The organism is Acidobacteriota bacterium (assembly GCA_012517875.1).
In the GTDB taxonomy this organism is placed as follows: domain Bacteria; phylum Acidobacteriota; class JAAYUB01; order JAAYUB01; family JAAYUB01; genus JAAYUB01.
In genome coordinates this window covers 1-17,420 of the sequence record JAAYUB010000081.1, presented here as the reverse complement: position 1 = coordinate 17,420, position 17,420 = coordinate 1, and the positions used below count along the sequence as shown (strand labels likewise).

The following is a 17,420-nucleotide window of genomic DNA, read 5'->3' as shown; positions in this document are numbered from 1 at the left end:
CCGAGGTGGTCCGGTGATTGGTAGAAAAAGTGGAGAGTGTTGTTAAAACGTGATTCCTTTTTCCTTGAACCGGGCCAGGATGTCTTCCTTGGGGTAGAAGCCCACGTGGCGAAAGAATTCATTGCCCTCGGCGTCATAGAAGATCTGGGTCGGGATGCTCTGGACCTTGTACTTCTCGGCAGCCCCAGGATTTTCCCAGACGTCGATGAACTCCACGTCCATCCGGCCCTTGTAGTCCCTGGCCAGTTCCTCCAGCAGCGGCGCCATCATTTTACAGGGAATGCACTTCTTCGCCCCCAGGTCCAACAGTTTCGGCAACTTCTTCTCCGGCGCGGGCGGGGCCGCGGCTGGAGCCGGCGGATCCGGCTGCGCCGACTGGGCGGCGTTCTGGCCGGAGGTGTTCGAACGCGCAGCCGGCGGCGCCGTGACGGGTTTGGTCTGCGCCGCTGTCCGGACCGCCGTTTCCAATGCGGGGACCGCGGGCTCAGCCGGGGACGCCGGTTGTTCCAACGCCGTCTGCGGTGGCGCCGCGGCCTGGGGTTGCGTCGATGCGTCCGCCGGCACAGTGGGTGCCACCGGCCGGTGCTTCGTGGCCAGGATGACTCCCACCACGGCGACCAGCGCCGCGACGATCAGGATCTTCCACCCGTTGGTCTTCATGGTCTCCTCCGTCGGGCTCAGTGGCTCAAACCAGGATCTTTTTAATATCGTCAGCCGAGAGCAGCTTGCCGGCTGACTTGACCACGCCGTCCACCGCCAGGCCCGGAGTCATCATCACGCCGAATTTCATAATCTCGTTGATCTCGGTGACTTTGACCAGTTCGTACTCGAGGCCGAGCGCCTTCGCGGCCGCCTCGGCGTTTTCGGCCAGTTGCTTGCACTTCGGGCAGCCGGTGCCCAGGATCTGGATTTTCTTCATCATCGTCTCCTTATGCGAACAGTGCTCCATAGATCATCCCGGTAATGGTAGCCATCACCACCACCAGGGAGACAAAAACCACCGTCTTCTTAGTGCCCATGATGCTGCGCAGCACCAGCATACTGGGCAGCGACAGGGCCGGCCCCGCCAAGAGCAGCGCCAGAGCCGGTCCCTTGCCCATGCCGCTCCCGATCAAGCCCTGCAGGATGGGCACCTCGGTCAGCGTGGCGAAATACATGAACGCCCCGGCGATTGAGGCGAAACAATTGGCGGCCAGCGAATTGCCGCCCACGGCCGCCGCCACCCACTCCGACGGGATCAAGCCCTCGTGGCCGGGCCGGCCGAGCAGAAAGCCGGCCACCAGGACTCCGCCCAGCAGCAGCGGCATGATCTGCTTGGCGAAGCTCCAGCTCTGGCTGAACCACTCGCCGCCCTCGGCCGTGTCGGTACTGGTGGCCCAGGACAGGCCGATCACCCCGGCGGCGAACGCGATCATGGGCTCGTGCGGGAAAACGGCCGCCAGCGTCGCCGTGGCCGCTCCGGTCAGGACCACCTTGAACCAGGCCACCCGGATCCAGAACACCAGGCTGAGGCCAAGCCCCACCGCGCAAAGTCCTGTCAGAATCCACTTGACCGAGTGGACGGCGACCCAGAAGCCGGATGCCTCCGCCGGTTTGCCCCAGTTGGCAAACACCAGCACGCCCACCATGGCGGCGAAGAAGAGGGCGTTCTGCCAGAGCGGCCGGCTGACTTCCGGTGCGGGCAGGTCCGCCTGATTGTTCGCCTTTTCCAACTCCTCCTTGCGGAAGATGAAATGCATGGCCAGACCCACGATGACCGAAAAGACTACCGCGCCCACCGCCCGGGCCACGCCGAGCTCCAGGCCCAGGATCCGCGCCGTCAGGATAATGGCCAGCACGTTGATGGCCGGTCCCGAGTAGAGGAAGGCGGCCGCCGGCCCCAGCCCCGCGCCCATCCGGTAGATGCCGGCAAAGAGCGGCAGCACGGTACAGGAGCAGACCGCCAGAATTGTCCCCGAAACGGACGCGACTCCGTACGCCACCACTTTGTTGGCCTTGGCGCCCAGGTACTTCATGACGGACGCCTGGCTGATGAACACGCTGATGGCTCCGGCGATGAAAAACGCCGGCACCAGGCAAAGGAGCACGTGCTCCTGGGCGTACCAGCGGACCAGGTACAGCGATTCCCAGATCGCGGCCTTGAGCCGGGTCCAACCCTGCAGATATTCCACCGGCAGGTAGAAACAGGCCAGGAACGCCGCCGCCAGAATCGCCAGCTTCTTCCACTCGTCTTTCCACTTCATTCAGTCTTGCTCCAGTCGAAAATCGACATTATCATTTGTCAAATTGGCTAAATAACAAAATGTCAGCATCATGTCAAAGCAATTCATGCTACAATTTTTTTTCATCGGCTGAAAAAGGAAAGCAGCGCGTTGAACGACCGTCACCTCAAAGACCCGCCCCCTCGCCACGCCTCTTGTTGCGGAGACGGCGAACCGGTGCCGGATCCGCGTTCCGGAGGGGAAGCGGCCGGTCAATGGACCGCGCGGTTCACTGAACAGGGCACGCTCGCCCTGCCGGTCGAGGCCGCCAAACGATCCGGCTTTCTGGCCGGAAGTGAGATCCAAATCGAGGAGCAGGCCGGCGGTCTGCTCCTGCGCCGGCCGCTGACCCGGCTGGCCAAGGTCTATGTCGAGGCGACCAACCGGTGCAACCTGGAATGCCGGACTTGCGTGCGGTTGGCGTGGGAAGCGCCACCGGGATCCATGCTGTCGGAGACGGCGGAGCGCCTGTTCGCGAGTCTGGCTGAGATTTCGCCACCGCCTGAAATCATCTGGGGCGGGCTGGGGGAACCGCTTCTCCATCCGGGCGTCGTCGAGTGGGTCAGCCGGAGCAAACAACTAGGCAGCCGCGTTTCGCTCATCACCAACGGCACCCTGCTCACCGAATCCATCGCCCATGGGCTGCTGGACGCGGGGCTGGACATGCTGTGGGTGTCGCTGGACGGAGTCTCGGAGGAGACGTTTTCGGCGATCCGCCCAGGGGCAACCCTGGAGCAGGTGATCGCGAATGTTGAGGCGTTCCAGGCCGCCCGACGATCCCACGCCCGACATGGTGCGGCCCTGGGCCTCGTGTTCGTCATCATGCGGTGCAACCAGGCCGAGCTGCCGGCGCTGCTCCGGCTGGGCGACCGGCTGGGTGCCCGGCACATCCTGGTGAGCAACGTGCTGCCGCACACGGCCGAAATGCAATCCGAAGTCCTTTGCGGACACGGTTTGTCTCGCGGTTCCGCTCCGGGCGAAGCCGCAGCGCGGACGCTCACGCTGCCCCGATTGGATTGGGACCGGCTGAGTTCCCCGGTACTCAACGCCATCAGCCACTCCGGTTGGAACCTTACGAATGAAGCGGGTGCGTCCAGCCGCGGCAGCTGCCCGTTCATCGAGTCCGGCGCCATCGTCATCGGCTGGGACGGCCGCGTCAGCCCGTGCCTGCCCCTGCTCTACCCGCATGTCCGACATGAGCATGGCCATACGCGAATGTCTCACCCGTACACGGCGGGGCATATCGGACAGGCGACCTTGAACAACTTGTGGCTCGACCCGGAGTACCTGGCGTTCCGCCAGAAGGTGCGGTCGTTTGACTTCGCCCCCTGCCACGTTTGCTCCGAATGCGATCTGTCGGCGTCCAACGAGACCGACTGCTTCGGCAGCGGATTCCCGACCTGCGCCGGGTGTCCGTGGGCGCGGGGTGTCATCCTCTGCCCATAACCGTGTCCTCGATGGGGCCCGCCGCCAGAGTCACGTCGCGATACGACGGGTGACGTCAGCAGCTGCCGATCTGTTTTGGATAAGCACCGCAGCCGGGCCGTCCGTGCGGTTCGATCAACACGGGCGAGACCGGGCAACTCGTGCTATAACCAAGCCGATTCGACGCGTGGGATTCCAGCCATGAGCAACGATATCGTACCTGATGGTGAGACGTGCGGATCGGTGGAAGCCGTGTTGGATTCAGCTTGCCTCGACCGGCGGATATTTGACGTGGTCGATCTGAACCGGTCCGGTCATGACGTTCCGTTCTGGCTCACCCGAACTGGGGCCGAGCGGCTCCTCGCTCTGGAACTATTGCGCAGGGTCTGTTACGGCTATGATGAGACTGCCGAAGGACTTCAAAGAGTTCTTGTCATCGCTGAACGCGACGGGGGTTGACTACCTGTTGGTGGGCGGGTATGCGGTGGCTTGGCACGGATATCCGCGGGCGACGGGCGATCTCGATGTCTGGGAGGCGGTTTCGGCGGACAACGCCCAACGCTTCGTTATGGCGTTGAAATAATTTGGATTCAACACACCCCAACTCTGCCCGGACATTTTCCTCGACCCGAATAAAGTGATTCGAATGGGGCACCCGCCTTTTCGGATTCAGATCATCACATCCGCTTCGGGTTGCCGTTTTGAAGACTGCCTTGGGCTGGCCGTCCGGGCCGTCATCGACGGTGTGCCGGGTCCGGTCATCCATCTAAACGACCTGAAAGTCAACAAGCAGGCCGCCGGCCGTCTCAAAGATCTGAACGACCTGGAAAACCTGCCCTGATCGAATCCCGATCATTCCAACGACAATCGTGTATCGGAAAGGCTACGGCAGGGTCGGGAGCGCAACGGTGACGGTGGTGCCGGCGCCGGGTGCGCTGCGGATGTCGATGGCGCCGCCGTGCTGCAGGACGATGTTTTTGACGATGGACAGGCCCAGGCCGGTGCCGCCCGTCGCCCGGGAGCGGGACTTGTCCACCACGTAAAAACGCTCGAAGATCCGGGGCAGGTGCTCGGCGGCGATGCCGATGCCGGTGTCGGCCACCTCGACGACGGCGCGCGACGCGTCGCGGCGCAGTCGGACCGTGATCCCGCCCCGCTCGGTGTAGCGGGCGGCGTTCTCCAGCAGGTTGACGAAGACCTGCTCCAGCATGAAACGGTCGCCTTGAACTCGGGGCAGGTCCGGTGTCGCCTCGATTGTGAAGGCAAGGTTCTTCTTGGCCAGCAGGGCCTGGAACAGCCGACCCGTGCTCTCGGCCAGTTCCCGCAGGTCCACCGGGCCCAGATCCAGCGCCTTGGCCGGCTGCTCCAGCCGGGCCAGCAGGAGCAGGTCGTCGGTGATGCGCGCCAGGCGTTCGGCGTTGCGCCGAATGATCGCGACGTACTCCCGGTTCAGAACCGGCTCCTCCTCCAGCGCCTCGGCGAATCCGCGGATGGCGGTCAGGGGTGTCTTGAACTCGTGGGAGATGTTCACCGCCAGCTCGCGTTTGATCTCCTCGAGGCGTTTGCGCTCGGTGATGTCCACGAACAGCGCCACCGTGGCGGCGTTTTCAGGCAGAGGATTGAAACCGCAGAGGAAGGTCCGGTCCCCCAGGGTAATCTCCTCGGCGGCGCCGGCGCCGGTGGCCTTGACGGCACGCAGGCCCTCGGCGAACTTCGGTGACCGGAGCACCTCCCAGTACGGTCTGCCCGGTGCGGGGTCGCAACCGAGGATCCTCCAGAGCGCGTCGTTGGCGTGAACGATCCGGGCGTCGGCGTCCACCACCACCAGACCCTCGCGGATCGAGGACAGGATGACGCGCGACTCCTCGCTCCGGCGCGCCGTCTCCTTGAACAGCCGGCTGACCTCGGCGGACATCCGGTTGAACGCGTCGGCCAGGGCTTTCAGCTCGTCGCGGCGGTTCAGGAAGACACGGGTGTCGAAGTCACCCTGCGCCACCCGCTCGGCGGCCCAGGCCAGCTTGCGCACCGGCCGGGTCAGCAGCCGGGCGAACAGCAGCGCCAGCAGGAGCGCCAGCAGCAGGCTGACGCCGGTGATGCGGAGGATGGAGCCCAGGAGCTGCTGGCGGAGAGCGACGACACTGTGCAGCGGCTGACTCACCCGGATCACGCCGCGCGCCGGCCCGTCATCCGGAAATGTCCGGGCGACATACAGCAGATCCTCCTTCAAGGTGTCGCTGTGGCGGACGGTGCGCCCCTCGCCCAGCGTCATGGCGCCGACGATCTCGGGGCGACTGCCATGGTTGTCCATGCGGGGCGGATCAGCCGACGAATCGGCCAGCACGACGCCGTCGGGATCCACAAAGGTGATGCGGACCAGCAGCCGGCCACCCAGGATCTTGACTTCCCGGTCCAACCGCTCGCGGTCGCCAGATTCCGCGATCGGACCCAGCTCCCGGCCGATGGTCTGGCAGAGCGACCGCAGTCTGGCCGACACGCTCTCCAGGTTGTAGTCCGTGATGCGGCGGCTCATGAAGTGGAGCCCACCCAGGGCGACAACGGCCACTACCAGGACGTAGCTCAGGAAGAGCTTGACGGAAAAGGGAATCGTCTTCATTCCTCGATCTTGTACCCCACGCTGCGGATGCTCTTGATGTATTTGCCGGCTGCGCCCAGCTTATCCCGCAGGTTCTTGATGTGGACGTCGATGGTGCGGTCCACCACGTACTTCTCGTTCCCCCAGAGGGCGTCCAGAAGCTGGTCTCGGGAAAAGGCCCGCCCCTTGCCCTCCAGCATGACGCGGAGCAGCCGGAACTCGGTGGAGGTCAGCTCCACCCGGCGGCCGCTGACGGTGACGGTGAACGCCTCCGGGTTCAACTCCAGGAGGCCGGCCAGCTCCAGAATGGCGCCGGCGGTGACGGGCGTCTTCTTCCGCCGCAGCAGGGCGCGCACCCGCGCCAGCAGCTCGCGCGGCGAGAACGGCTTGGTCACGTAGTCGTCGGCGCCGAGCTCCAGGCCCAGCACCTTGTCGGTTTCCTCGCCTTTGGCGGTGAGTATCAGCACGGGCATCTGGGCGGTTTCGGGGGCGGCCCGGAGCTGTCGGCAGATGCTCAGACCGTCAGTGTCGGGGAGCATCAGGTCCAGCACCACGGCGTCCGGAGCGCGCCGCTTCGTGTGGCGCAGGAAGTCATCACCCCGGGTGAATCCCAGTGTCTCAAGCCCGCCTTTGTCCAGCGTCTCGGTGACCAGCTTGAGGATGTCGGGGTCGTCTTCGACGATCGCTACGGTCTCCCTCGGACTCATGGGTAACACCTTCCTCCCGGCGGTCAGGGCTCGTCCCGGTGACCATGCTTGACCACGCGGCCCTGCACCAGGTAAATGACGTTTTCGGCGATGTTGGTGGACAGATCCGCCGCCCGCTCCAGGTTGGCGGTGACGCGCATGAGGTGCAGTGCCCGCTCGATGGTGGTGGCGTCGGAGACCATGTAGGTGATGAGCTCCCGGTGGATCTGATCGCGGTACTCGTCGATCCGGTCGTCGCGGGTCAGGATGCCCTCGGCCAGAGCGGCATCCTCGCGGATGAACGAGGTGATGCTGTCCCGGAGCATGGCCCGCGTCTCGGCGGCCATGTTCGGGATGTCCACCAGCGGCTTGACCGGCGGGCGCTCGATGAGGAACAGGGCGCTCTGAGCGATGTTCACGGCATGGTCGCCGATCCGCTCCAGGTCCGTGGCCATGCGCAGGGCCAGCAAAACCAGTCGCAGGTCCTTGGCCCGCGGCTCGTGCAGGGCGATGATCGTGGCGCACTGCTCGCCGATTTCGATTTCCAGCTCGTTGAGGCGGGCTTCGCTCACCGTGAGGAGTTCTCGCAGCAGCCGGCCATCCTGCTCTTCCAGGCCCCGGATGCTCTGGTCGATCATCTCCTCGGCCAGGTTGGCCTGCTCCATGAGCCGCTCGCGCATCTCCATTATTTTCTCAGCCAACATCCGTGTATCTCTCCCTAACCGAATTTTCCCACGAGGTACTCTTCGGTGCGTTTGTCCTGCGGCACGGTGAACATTTTCTCGGTGGTATTGTACTCCACCAGCTCGCCCAGGTACATGAACGCCGTGTAGTCGGATACGCGGCTAGCTTGGGCGATGTTGTGGGTGACCAGGCAGATGGATACGTCCTTCTTGAGTTCCTCCATCAGCTCCTCGATGGAGGCGGTCGCCTTGGGGTCCAGGGCGGAGGTGGGTTCGTCTAGGAGAACGATTTCGGGGTTCAGGGCCAGCGCCCGGGCGATGCAGAGGCGCTGCTGCTGCCCGCCCGAGAGGAACGTCCCCTTCTTGTGCAGGTGGTCCTTGACCTCCTCCCACAGGGCGGCCTTCCGCAGAGACTCCTCCACGATCCGGTCCGCCTCGCCCCGTTTAAGCCGGGTGCTGTTCAGGGTGTAGCCGGCGATGACGTTCTCGAAGATGCTCATGGTGGGGAACGGGTTGGGGCGCTGGAAGACCATGCCGATCAGGCGCCGGACTTCCGTGGGCTCCATGGCGTAGAGGTCCTTGTCCTTCAGGAACACCTTGTTTTCCACCCAGGCGCCGGGGATCAGCTCGTGCATCCGGTTCAGGCACCGGATCAGGGTGCTCTTGCCGCAGCCTGACGGGCCCATGATGGCGGTGAGCCGCTTTTCCGGCACGGCCATGGTGACGCCCTTGAGCGCGAGCTGGCCGCCGTAGTAGGCGTGCAGGTTGTCCGTTCTCAGAATTGGATTTTCCATCGCGTGATCACGACCCTTGAAATGATGTTGGTGGCCAGCACCAGCACGATCAGCACCACCGAGGCGCCCCAGGCCTGGGCCTGGAGGTCCTGGTAGGGGCTCATGGCGTAGGTGAAGATGGTCAGCGGCAACGAGCCCACCGGCTTGAGCGGGCTGAACTCCAGGAAGCGGTTGCCGAAGGCGGTGAACAGCAGCGGCGCCGTCTCGCCGGCGACGCGTGACACGCCCAGCAGCACCGCCGAGATGATCCCCGGCAGGCCGCACGGGATGATGACGCGCAGCACGGTGCGATAGTGGGGGACGCCGAGCGCCAGCGATGCCTCCTTGATGTGCGCCGGGACCAGCTTGAGCACTTCCTCGGTGCCGCGGACCACCAGCGGCAGCATCATGAGCGCCAGCGCCAGGCCGCCCGACAGGGCGGTGAACTTGCCCATCACCCGGACGAGCCACAGGTAGGCGATGATGCCCATGACCACCGAGGGCATGCCCTGCAGCACGTCCACCGCCAGACGGGTGAAGTAGGCCAGGCGGGATTGGCGCGCCTCTGACAGGTACACCCCGGCAGCTACTCCCAAAGGCACCGCCAGCGCCGCCGCCAGCCCGATCAGCATCAGCGACCCGACGATGGCGTTGGCGATGCCGCCGCCCGATTCCCCGGTGGCCTTGGGCATGTTAACCAGGAAGTTCCAGTCAACTACCGGCAGGCCCTGGCGGAACACGTCGATGAGAATGAGGAACAGCGGCAGCAGCGCGGCGCAGGCCAGGCCGTAGATCCCGGCGCGGAAGAGCCCGTTGACAAAGAGGCGGCGTTTCAGTTTCGGTTCGCGCATGTCAGGCCTGCACGCTCATTTTCCTGATGATAATCGTACCGATGAAATTGATCCCGGTGGTCACCAGAAACAGCACCAGGCCGACGGCCACCAGCGAGGAATAATGAATGGCGGTGGTGGCCTCGGCCAGCTCGTTGGCGATGAGGCTGGCCATGGTGTTGGCCGGCGCGAAGAGATTGGCGGGCATCTCGTTCGTGTTGCCGATGACCATGGTGACGGCCATGGTCTCGCCGAGGGCCCGGCCCAGCGAGAGCAGCACGCCGGCGAAGATGCCGGACCGGGCGTACGGCACGATGACGGAGCGGACCACCTCGTAGCGGGTGGCCCCGAACGAGTAGGCCGCCTCCTTGATGTCCCGGGGGACGAGTTCGAGGACCTCCCGAGCGATTGAAGCGGTGTTGGGGATGATCATCACCGCCAGCACCAGCGAGGCGGTGAGCACGCCCACGCCGTAGGGCATGATCTCGATACCCAGGCGCTGCCCGAGGGGCATCAATTGCAACTCGGCCTCGCGGACCCATGGCACCAGAACCATCAGCCCCCAGTAGCCGAAGATGACCGAGGGGACGGCGGCGATGAGGTCCACGAGGCTCTTGAACACGTTGGACAGCCACCCGCCCCGCAGGAACTCGCCGAGCAGGATGGCCATGGACAGCGACAGCGGCAGCGACAGCGCCAGCGCCAGGAACGAGGTGGCCAGCGTGCCGGCCAAAAACGGCAGGGCGCCGAACTCGTCGGTCACCGGGTTCCAGTGGCTGCTCCACAGGAACCCGGGACCGAACTGGCGCAGAGTGGGAGAGGCGCCCCAGAACAGGGTGATGGCGATCACCAGCACGTTCAGCCCGACCAGCCAGGCCGCCAGCCGCAACAGGTTCCGGAACAGCCTCTCCCGCCTCATGCGCGCGCTCCGCCGCCTACTTCAGGATGGGCTGGCCGTTGAAGGTCATGGACTTGATGATCTTCTCGGCCTTGGCCTTGACTTCGTTGGACAGGGGGGAGTACAGCAACTCGGCGCAGTACTTCTGCCCCTCGTGGGTCATCCACCAGAGCAGCTTGGCCATGGCCTTCCCCTTGCCGGCGGTGCGGCCGCCGTACGCCTGCTCCCGGTAGACCAGGATCCAGGTGAAGGCGCTGATGGGGTAGCCGTCCTTGGCGTCGGTGTCGGTGATGGAGACGCGGGTGTCGTCGGGCATGGAGGCCCCGGCCGCCAGCGACACGCTCTTGATGGACGGGACGATGAAGTTGCCGGCGCGGTTCTTGACGACGGCGTACGGCAGGTTGTTCTTCTTGGCGTAGGAGAGTTCCACGTAGCCCACGGCGCCCTTCATCTGCTGCACCAGGCCGGCCACGCCGGGATTCCCTTTGCCGCCGAGGCCCACCGGCCACTTGACCGCGGTGCCGGCGCCGACTTTATCCTTCCACTCGGGGCTGACCTTGCTCAGGTAGTCGGTGAACACGAAAGAGGTGCCGCTGCCGTCGGAGCGGTGCACCACCACGATGGGATCGCCCGGGAGCTGCACGCCGGGATTCAGCCCGGTGATCCGGGAATCGTTCCAGCTCTTGATCTGGCCGAGGAAGATGCCGGCGATCACGTCGGGAGTCATCTTGAGCTGGGGCTTGCCCGGCAGATTGTAGGTGACCACCACCGCGCCCATGGCAGTGGGGATGTGAAGCAGCGGGTTGTCGGGGGACTTGGCCAGCTGTTCGGGGGTCAGGAAGGCGTCGGTGCCGCCGAAGTCGACGGTCTTGCCCAGGATCTGCTGGATGCCGCCGCCAGAGCCGATGCCTTGGTAGTTGACCTTGTTACCGGTTTGACTGTAGTAGACGTCGAACATCTTAGAGTAGAGCGGCTCGGGGAAGGTGGCCCCGGCCCCCAGCAGCTCCTCGGCCGCCAGGGCCGCGCCGCCGAGACACAGGACCGCCAGGATGGTCAGGATCGTCGATACTATTTTCATGATTCCTCCTGTTTGATTTCTTGATCATGAGATCCGGGCGGGCCGTCGAGCCCGTCCGGATTTCATCAGAACTTGTACTCGAGGTCGATCTGGAGCCGGGTCCATTCGTCGGAACCCACGATCTTGTCCGTCATCCAAAACGCTGCGCCGAAAGACAGCGGGTCGTAGATGTTGTACTTGAACTTCAGTTCGGACCCCTTCCGGTTGTTGTGGCCGAAGTCGGAGTCGCTGAAGGCGCCTATCACGGAATTGGCCTCGATGTTGGCGTAACGGTACGCGACCGACCAGTCTTTCTGCTTCTTGTTCTGGCCGATCTGACCGCCCACGCTCCAGGCGGTGTCCTGATCGGCGTGCGGGCCCTCGGCGCCGGTGTTGACGGCGTAGTCCACGAAGAATTCCAGCGGGTAGCGGGCCTTGTAGGTAACCTTGCCCAGCACTTCAAAAATGTTGAAGTCCCCCGCGTCCAGGGTGGTCACGCTGTTGACCGTCTGAGTCGTGTTGCCGTTGGCATACTTGTAGTTGGTGTCGTAGCGAACAAAGTCATAGTAAGCCAGCGTGATCGAGGCGCCGAACTTGTCCATCTTGGCGTTTACGCCGCCCTGGTAGGCCAGTGCGTAGGCGTCCTTGCCGGAGCCGTTTTCCTTGATCATGAGCTGACCGAAGGTGAAGAACGGCTGCACGTTGCCAAATTCATAGGCCAGGTTTTGGTAGAAGCCCTCGGGATTCACGTCGGTGTCCCACATCATTGGGGTGGACTGGAACGGGTTGGCGTACTTGCCGCCGCCGAAGGTGAAGAAGTGTCCTTCGATGTCGGGGGTCCAGGTGAGGTAGGCCTGGTCGAGCCAGATGCCCTTCTTGTCGAAACTGTCGGTCAGCGTCTGATTGGTGGACGTGGCGCCGGCCTCGGAACCGGAGGCGAGCTGCAAATAACCCGTGACGCCCCAGCCGATGTTCTTCGTGACCTTCATCCGGCCGCGCAGGCGGAACCGGTTGCGGTCCTGGCTGGACTCGCTGTCGTAGTACGTTCCCTCGTACCGCAGCCGGATGTCGCCGCCGAACTTCCAGCCGGTCAGGTTGTGGGCCTTGGTCTCCTTGGCCACTTCCTTCTGGGCGGTTTCCAGCGCGGTTTTCTTGACCTCGGCGGTGGTCTCCGCCTTCTGCGCCTCCATCGCCTGCTTCATCTCTTCCAGCATGGCCTGCTGGGCGGCGATTTGCTCCTCCATCCTTTTGATCTTCTCGGCCATCTCGTCCGTGGAGTCGGGCCGAGCCCAGGCGGGCGCGGCCGTCAGGGCCAGCAGCGCCGCCGCCAGAATGACACGCAGCAGTCTCATAGTGATAACTCCTTGAAAGGGATTTGTGCGTTCAGGCACACTCTGCTCGGGCGCGCGCATTCTGGCCTCGGACCGTAAGAATCAGATGAGGATTGAATCAACTTGAGGACAGGATATGATGAGGAAACGGTTAAGAACCGATTAAGAAAGATGACATCCCGGCGGCGGGACAGGCTGAGGCAGACCCGCCCGGCGGGCAGCCGGTCCGGGTCGACGGGTGTTCGGGTTCTATGGGGCCTGGGAGGCTCGGCGCCGTCATCGCCCGGGTGGCGGACCGAACAAGTACGACGTGGGGAAAAGCTCGTTGCTGGAGAAGGAGCCGTCGCGCCGGGTGGGCTGGCCCGTTGTCGGGGTCAGCACCAGATTCCACTCGCCCAACCCCTCGAAATAGTGATAGCCGTAGCGGTAGGTGGTCGTTTCAAGCTCTGCGGGCACGGTGTCGCCCTGCTGCTGGCCGGCCTTGTTGCGCAGGATGCGCCGGGCGGTACGGGGCGTGACGGTTAGGATGTCGCCGGCGATGCGGTAGGTGCCCGTCTCCTCATGGAACCAGTATTCCTGGTACTTGTTCATGGACCAGAATTCGCGTGTGAAGGCATAGGTGCCGTCTGGTTTGAACATGTAGGACCAGCGCGTGTAGCCCTGGTTGCCGATCTTGGCGATCTCTGCAGCCGAAGGGTTGAAGCCCCAGTTGGAATAGGAGGCCACCGACTTGTACCAATCCCGGCCGGCCAGGGGCGGCTGGCCGCCGGCGTCGGCGGGCGCGGCGGCCACGGTCGCCGCAGGGGCGGCCTGAGGCGGCGGCTCACGCAGCCGGATGCTCTCAAGGAACGCGTCCACCTTCGGCTGAAAACGCTGGTCGTTAAGATTGATCAGCACGGACACTTTGACGCCGTGGCCGCTGAACACGGCCAGCATGGACACGAAGCCCTGCGTCCCCTCGGCGTGGACGGGGGCGCTGCCCATGGTCAGCGCCCAGCCGCCGTCGAGGTTGGCGGTCTCGCTGTTGACATCGCCGAGCACGCGGTAGCGCCGGGACACCAGATCGTCCCACTCGGCGGCGAAATCGCGGGCCGCGTTGCCGCTGCCAGCCGCGCTGCGGTAGACCGCAAGCTGAAGAAACGCGTTGCCGGCGGTTTCGGTGAAACCCACGTGGTCGTTCCCGCTGCTGCGCTGTCCGGCCGGCGTGGCGAACGTCACGAGGTCGAACGTCTCGGTCCGGGCCAGAGCGGCAGGCACGAGGATCGCCAGGGCACCGCTTATCAGAATACATACCATTTGTTTCATGGGGCGCTCCAATCGGTGGTTTTCTCAGCGGACATCCGATTGCCGAAATTAGAGGACCGTCGGATAACGGCGGATTCACAAAATCAGATGCTCCGGAACCGGCGGGAGGCAGGGAAGGGCCGAACAGGGAACACCGAGGGGTGGTGCGAGGCGTGTTGGAGCAGTTGGCGGGCAACGTGCGCGTACCGGCGGGGGGCGTCGGCCCCGAAGGCGTCGGAACCAGGCCTCGGATGGCCGGGACCCGTGTGCAAGTTGCGTGCGATTTTACGATTCAGAGCCGGTTTGTGTTGAAGGTGTCGCCCCGGTTCATGTCGCCGGTCTCGTAGCCGAGCCGGAACCAGCGGGCGCGCTGTTCGGACGTGCCGTGGGTGAAGGAATCCGGCACGACGTAGCCCTGACCGGCCTGCTGCAGGCGGTCGTCGCCGATGGCCGCGGCGGCGTTGATGGCCTCCTCCAGGTCGCCCGACTCGAGCATACCCCGCATCTTCTGGGTGTGGTGGGCCCAGACGCCGGCCAGGAAATCCGCCTGCAGCTCGAGCCGCACCGAGAGCTGGTTGGCCTGCTCCTTGCTGACGCGCTGCTGGGCCTCGTGCACCTTTTCGAGGATGCCCAGCTGGTTCTGTACGTGGTGGCCGATCTCGTGGGCGATCACGTAGGCCTGGGCGAAGTCGCCGGGGGCGCCGAAGCGGTTCTGCAGGTCCTGGTAGAACTGCAAGTCGATGTACACTTTCTGGTCGGCGGGGCAGTAGAAAGGCCCCGTGGCCGAACCGGCCATGCCGCAAGCCGATTGAACCTGGCTGGTAAAGAGAACCAGCTTGGGAACCTGGTAGGCCATCCCCTCCCGCTGGAACTGGTCCACCCAGACATCCTCGGTGCTGGCCAGGACCACCGAGACGAATTCGGCCAACTTGTCTTCTTCCGGATTGGTGGCAGCCTGGCCGCCCTGGTCGCTCGACATGGACGTGGTGCCCACCTGCTGCAGCAACTGCATGGGATCGGCGCCCATGAGCAGGGCGATCACGATGAGCGCGATGCCGCCCAGGCCGCCGATGGCCAAGCCCGCCGGCCGCACGCCGCGCCGGTCTTCAACGTTGTCGCTGCGCCGTTCGCCTCTCCAACGCATCGTCCACCTCCGGTCGTGAAATTCCTGACAGCCAACCAGGCTCCAGCCATCATTGTACTCTAAAACACCCGACCTGTCTTGGGTGATGCAGGAACGGGCGGTCGAGCCATCCGTCCGCCCGATGGTCGCCGATTAGAGGAAGGCGGTGCCGAGGGTGAAGTAGACGAGGATGGTGGTGATGTCGGCCATGGCCAAGGTAAGGGGACCGGCGGCGATCTTCGGATCGAGACGCAGCGAGTGCAGGAGCGACGGCACACTCAGCCCGTACAGGCAGGCCGCCGCCAGCGACAGGCCGATGCTGGCGCCGATCACCAGAGCCTGCGCCGATGCGCCCCAGCCGGCCCAGACTATGCCCGCTACCGCGCCGCCGCAGCCGAGGCCGAGCAGCACCGCGGTGGCCAGCTCCCGGCTGGCAGTGGTGACATACCAGCGCCACGTGGGACGGATGAAGCGCAGCGATTGGATGGCGATGGTCATGGACTGGATACTCACGCTCTCGGCCAGGGCCAGCACCAGAGTCAGGAAGAAAGCCAGGATCAGCGCCCGGGCCAGGGTGTCGGCGAACGCGCTGGCCAGCCAGGCGCAGAGCGTGCCGCTTATGATGGTGGCCAGCAGCCATGGAAAGCGGATCGCAAACGCCGCCGGCGCGCCGGCGCGGCGCAACTGGCTGATGCGGAAACCGATGGCCTCGAAGGCCTCGTCCACCTGGGCCCGCGCGGCGATGTCCTCGATCTCGTGGGTAAACAAATCGATATCCACCACACCCACCAGCCGCTGTTCGGCGTCCACCACCGGCAAAGCCAGATAACGATGAGTGTGGAAGTACTCGCATGCATCCATGACGGTGGCAGTGTCGGGAATCGCCACCACCCGGTCGAAGGCCAGGTCGCCGATGAGAGCGTCCAGTGGTGCGGTGAGCAGGCGGCGCACCGGCAGGACGCCGGTCAGGCGGTCCTCCGCGTTCAGGATGTAGAAGTAGACGATCCGCTCGCCGAGGACCTGCGACCGGATGGCGTCCATGGCCTGGGCCACAGTCATTCCCCGGCGCAGCGTGGCGAAGTCCCGGCGGGCGTGCCGCACCACCGGGTCGTGCGGATGGCCGCCGCCCTCCTTCGGTTCAGTTGTCTTCTCACGACGACGAAACCAGCGGGTCCGCATGAGCTTCTGCCTCCTGTTACGCAGCGGGTTCGGCCCGGTCCCGCCCGGAGCCGGGCGACATCCGCTCGATCGAAGAGCCAACCCGACGCTGATTGCTGTGCTTCCCGAAAGACAATGGGGAAGGCGGCTTCATTGTAGCCGATTTCAACAGGTTGTCGGCCAACAATCTCAGGCATCAGGCCAACCGCCGGTCCGGCGGCGGGCGCGTTCATGAAACTGCGGTGCTTGCGGACGCGATCTGGTACAATCCAGTTGATTGCAGGACGCCATCCGCCCGTTCGGATGCGGAGGCCGTTCATGTGTCAACAGTCATTGGAGGCATCTTATGAAACAAATCGTGCTGATTCTCATTACTGTCGCCGCGCTGGCCGGCGCCGCGTCCGCCGACATCGTTACCCTGGCGAACGGCGACCGGATTACCGGCGCCGTTGTCAAGGCCGACGCCACGGCGCTGACACTGAAAACCAAGGCTATGGGCGACGTTACCATCGCCATGGCGGAAATCGCCACAATCCAGTCCGACCAGCCGCTGTACCTGGGGCTGTCCGACGGGCAGACCGTGGCGGGGACCGTTTCGACGGATGGAGACAAACTCCAGGTCACCACGAAAGAGACCGGCTCGGTCACCCTGAGCCGCGCCGCGGTGGCGACCATCCGCAACGAGGCGGAACAGGCCTTCTACCTGGCGGAGGCGGAACGCTACCGCAACCCCGGCCTGCTCGACCTGTGGAGCGGGTTCGCCGACGCCGGCCTGAGCGTCGCCTCCGGCAACACTGACACCCTGACCTTCACCCTGGGCGCCAACGCCGTCCGCGAGACCCGGCGGGACAAGACCTCCCTGTACGTCGGCTCGCTCTACAGCCGGTCGGAGGTGGGCGGGGAGAGCCTGACGACGGCCAAGGCGATCCGCGGCGGTGCCCGCTACGACATCTTCCTGTCGGACCGCTTCAGCGTGTTCGGGATCACGGACCTGGAGTACGACGCGTTCCAGCAGCTCGACCTGCGGCTGGTCCTGGGCGGCGGCGCCGGCTACTACCTTGTCAAAAACGACGTCACCCAGTTCCAGGTGTTCGGCGGCGGCAACCTGAACAAGGAATACTTCTTCGTGGACCCCGACCGAACGACGGGCGAGCTGATGCTGGGCCAGAACTACGCCACGAAGCTGGCGGGGCGGTTCGGCTTCACCGAGAGCTTCGTCGTCTTCCCGAACCTGAGCGAGACGGGCGAGTACCGCTTCGTCTTCAGCGCCGCGGCGGTGACCACCCTCAACAAGTGGCTGGACTGGCACCTGACGCTG

The 17,420-nt window shown here is 64.6% G+C and carries 18 protein-coding genes; 4 read left to right on the top strand and 14 right to left on the bottom strand.

Going from position 1 to position 17,420, the window contains the following annotated elements:
- Positions 1 to 42 precede the first annotated feature (42 nt).
- The 3 genes from GX414_08540 to GX414_08530 are packed head-to-tail and all read right to left on the bottom strand — an operon-like array spanning position 43 to position 2,243.
- Positions 43 to 660, bottom strand: a complete 618-nt coding sequence (locus GX414_08540) for a thioredoxin fold domain-containing protein (protein NLI47141.1) — start codon at positions 658 to 660, stop codon at positions 43 to 45.
- Positions 661 to 685: 25 nt separating this feature from the next.
- Positions 686 to 919, bottom strand: a complete 234-nt coding sequence (locus GX414_08535) for a thioredoxin family protein (protein NLI47140.1) — start codon at positions 917 to 919, stop codon at positions 686 to 688.
- A 10-nt stretch (positions 920 to 929) separates the two neighbouring features.
- Positions 930 to 2,243: a hypothetical protein gene (locus GX414_08530; protein ID NLI47139.1), complete on the bottom strand. Its 1,314-nt coding sequence runs from the start codon at positions 2,241 to 2,243 to the stop codon at positions 930 to 932.
- Between the two features lie 195 nt (positions 2,244 to 2,438).
- Here GX414_08530 and GX414_08525 point away from each other — a divergent pair, with 195 nt between their 5' ends.
- The 3 genes from GX414_08525 to GX414_08515 all read left to right on the top strand — a co-directional run bounded on the left by GX414_08525 (position 2,439) and on the right by GX414_08515 (position 4,527).
- Positions 2,439 to 3,707 carry a radical SAM protein gene (locus GX414_08525; GenBank protein NLI47138.1) on the top strand — a complete coding sequence of 423 codons (1,269 nt, stop codon included), beginning with the start codon at positions 2,439 to 2,441 and terminating at the stop codon, positions 3,705 to 3,707.
- 180 nt (positions 3,708 to 3,887) lie between these two features.
- Entirely contained in the window at positions 3,888 to 4,145 is a 258-nt protein-coding gene (locus GX414_08520; GenBank protein ID NLI47137.1) for a hypothetical protein, read from the top strand.
- Positions 4,146 to 4,332: 187 nt separating this feature from the next.
- Positions 4,333 to 4,527 carry a hypothetical protein gene (locus GX414_08515; GenBank protein NLI47136.1) on the top strand — a complete coding sequence of 65 codons (195 nt, stop codon included), beginning with the start codon at positions 4,333 to 4,335 and terminating at the stop codon, positions 4,525 to 4,527.
- Positions 4,528 to 4,569: 42 nt separating this feature from the next.
- Here the strand turns inward: GX414_08515 and GX414_08510 are convergent, their stop codons facing one another.
- The 11 genes from GX414_08510 to GX414_08460 form a co-directional block, all read right to left on the bottom strand.
- Positions 4,570 to 6,300: a HAMP domain-containing protein gene (locus GX414_08510; GenBank protein NLI47135.1), complete on the bottom strand. Its 1,731-nt coding sequence runs from the start codon at positions 6,298 to 6,300 to the stop codon at positions 4,570 to 4,572.
- Complete coding sequence (locus GX414_08505) at positions 6,297 to 6,986, bottom strand: response regulator transcription factor (GenBank protein NLI47134.1); 690 nt, start codon at positions 6,984 to 6,986, stop codon at positions 6,297 to 6,299. Before GX414_08505 ends, GX414_08510 begins: the two co-directional genes overlap by 4 nt.
- A gap of 23 nt (positions 6,987 to 7,009) precedes the next feature.
- Complete coding sequence (gene phoU, locus GX414_08500; GenBank protein ID NLI47133.1) at positions 7,010 to 7,669, bottom strand: phosphate signaling complex protein PhoU; 660 nt, start codon at positions 7,667 to 7,669, stop codon at positions 7,010 to 7,012.
- Positions 7,670 to 7,683: 14 nt separating this feature from the next.
- Positions 7,684 to 8,442, bottom strand: a complete 759-nt coding sequence (pstB, locus tag GX414_08495) for a phosphate ABC transporter ATP-binding protein (GenBank protein ID NLI47132.1) — start codon at positions 8,440 to 8,442, stop codon at positions 7,684 to 7,686.
- The gene (gene pstA, locus GX414_08490; protein ID NLI47131.1) at positions 8,424 to 9,272 is read right to left on the bottom strand and encodes a phosphate ABC transporter permease PstA; all 849 of its coding nucleotides are present in this window, start codon (positions 9,270 to 9,272) and stop codon (positions 8,424 to 8,426) included. The genes pstB and pstA overlap by 19 nt, the downstream gene beginning before the upstream one ends.
- Before the next feature lies 1 nt (position 9,273).
- A complete protein-coding gene (gene pstC, locus GX414_08485) occupies positions 9,274 to 10,170 on the bottom strand; it encodes a phosphate ABC transporter permease subunit PstC (GenBank protein NLI47130.1) in 897 nt (298 codons plus the stop codon).
- 16 nt (positions 10,171 to 10,186) lie between these two features.
- Entirely contained in the window at positions 10,187 to 11,230 is a 1,044-nt protein-coding gene (gene pstS / locus GX414_08480; GenBank protein NLI47129.1) for a phosphate ABC transporter substrate-binding protein PstS, read from the bottom strand.
- A 62-nt stretch (positions 11,231 to 11,292) separates the two neighbouring features.
- Positions 11,293 to 12,558 (bottom strand): hypothetical protein, encoded by a 1,266-nt coding sequence (locus GX414_08475; GenBank protein ID NLI47128.1) that lies wholly within the window; start codon positions 12,556 to 12,558, stop codon positions 11,293 to 11,295.
- A 255-nt stretch (positions 12,559 to 12,813) separates the two neighbouring features.
- Positions 12,814 to 13,842, bottom strand: a complete 1,029-nt coding sequence (locus GX414_08470) for a hypothetical protein (GenBank protein ID NLI47127.1) — start codon at positions 13,840 to 13,842, stop codon at positions 12,814 to 12,816.
- Positions 13,843 to 14,113: 271 nt separating this feature from the next.
- Positions 14,114 to 14,965: a flagellar biosynthesis protein FlgM gene (locus GX414_08465; GenBank protein ID NLI47126.1), complete on the bottom strand. Its 852-nt coding sequence runs from the start codon at positions 14,963 to 14,965 to the stop codon at positions 14,114 to 14,116.
- A 132-nt stretch (positions 14,966 to 15,097) separates the two neighbouring features.
- Complete coding sequence (locus tag GX414_08460) at positions 15,098 to 16,123, bottom strand: magnesium transporter (protein NLI47125.1); 1,026 nt, start codon at positions 16,121 to 16,123, stop codon at positions 15,098 to 15,100.
- 325 nt (positions 16,124 to 16,448) lie between these two features.
- Here GX414_08460 and GX414_08455 point away from each other — a divergent pair.
- Positions 16,449 to 17,420, top strand: a 972-nt coding sequence (locus tag GX414_08455) for a DUF481 domain-containing protein (GenBank protein ID NLI47124.1), incomplete at its 3' end; no start/stop codon positions are given.

Coding starts and splice junctions, on each gene's coding strand:
- GX414_08540 (NLI47141.1), bottom strand. CDS start 660: ATGAAGACCAACGGGTGGAAGATCCTGATCGTCGCGGCGCTGGTCGCC.
- phoU (NLI47133.1), bottom strand. CDS start 7,669: ATGTTGGCTGAGAAAATAATGGAGATGCGCGAGCGGCTCATGGAGCAG.
- GX414_08470 (NLI47127.1), bottom strand. CDS start 13,842: ATGAAACAAATGGTATGTATTCTGATAAGCGGTGCCCTGGCGATCCTC.
- pstA (NLI47131.1), bottom strand. CDS start 9,272: ATGCGCGAACCGAAACTGAAACGCCGCCTCTTTGTCAACGGGCTCTTC.
- GX414_08465 (NLI47126.1), bottom strand. CDS start 14,965: ATGCGTTGGAGAGGCGAACGGCGCAGCGACAACGTTGAAGACCGGCGC.
- GX414_08520 (NLI47137.1), top strand. CDS start 3,888: ATGAGCAACGATATCGTACCTGATGGTGAGACGTGCGGATCGGTGGAA.
- pstC (NLI47130.1), bottom strand. CDS start 10,170: ATGAGGCGGGAGAGGCTGTTCCGGAACCTGTTGCGGCTGGCGGCCTGG.
- GX414_08510 (NLI47135.1), bottom strand. CDS start 6,300: ATGAAGACGATTCCCTTTTCCGTCAAGCTCTTCCTGAGCTACGTCCTG.
- GX414_08515 (NLI47136.1), top strand. CDS start 4,333: ATGGGGCACCCGCCTTTTCGGATTCAGATCATCACATCCGCTTCGGGT.
- GX414_08460 (NLI47125.1), bottom strand. CDS start 16,123: ATGCGGACCCGCTGGTTTCGTCGTCGTGAGAAGACAACTGAACCGAAG.
- GX414_08530 (NLI47139.1), bottom strand. CDS start 2,243: ATGAAGTGGAAAGACGAGTGGAAGAAGCTGGCGATTCTGGCGGCGGCG.
- pstB (NLI47132.1), bottom strand. CDS start 8,442: ATGGAAAATCCAATTCTGAGAACGGACAACCTGCACGCCTACTACGGC.
- GX414_08475 (NLI47128.1), bottom strand. CDS start 12,558: ATGAGACTGCTGCGTGTCATTCTGGCGGCGGCGCTGCTGGCCCTGACG.
- GX414_08535 (NLI47140.1), bottom strand. CDS start 919: ATGAAGAAAATCCAGATCCTGGGCACCGGCTGCCCGAAGTGCAAGCAA.
- GX414_08505 (NLI47134.1), bottom strand. CDS start 6,986: ATGAGTCCGAGGGAGACCGTAGCGATCGTCGAAGACGACCCCGACATC.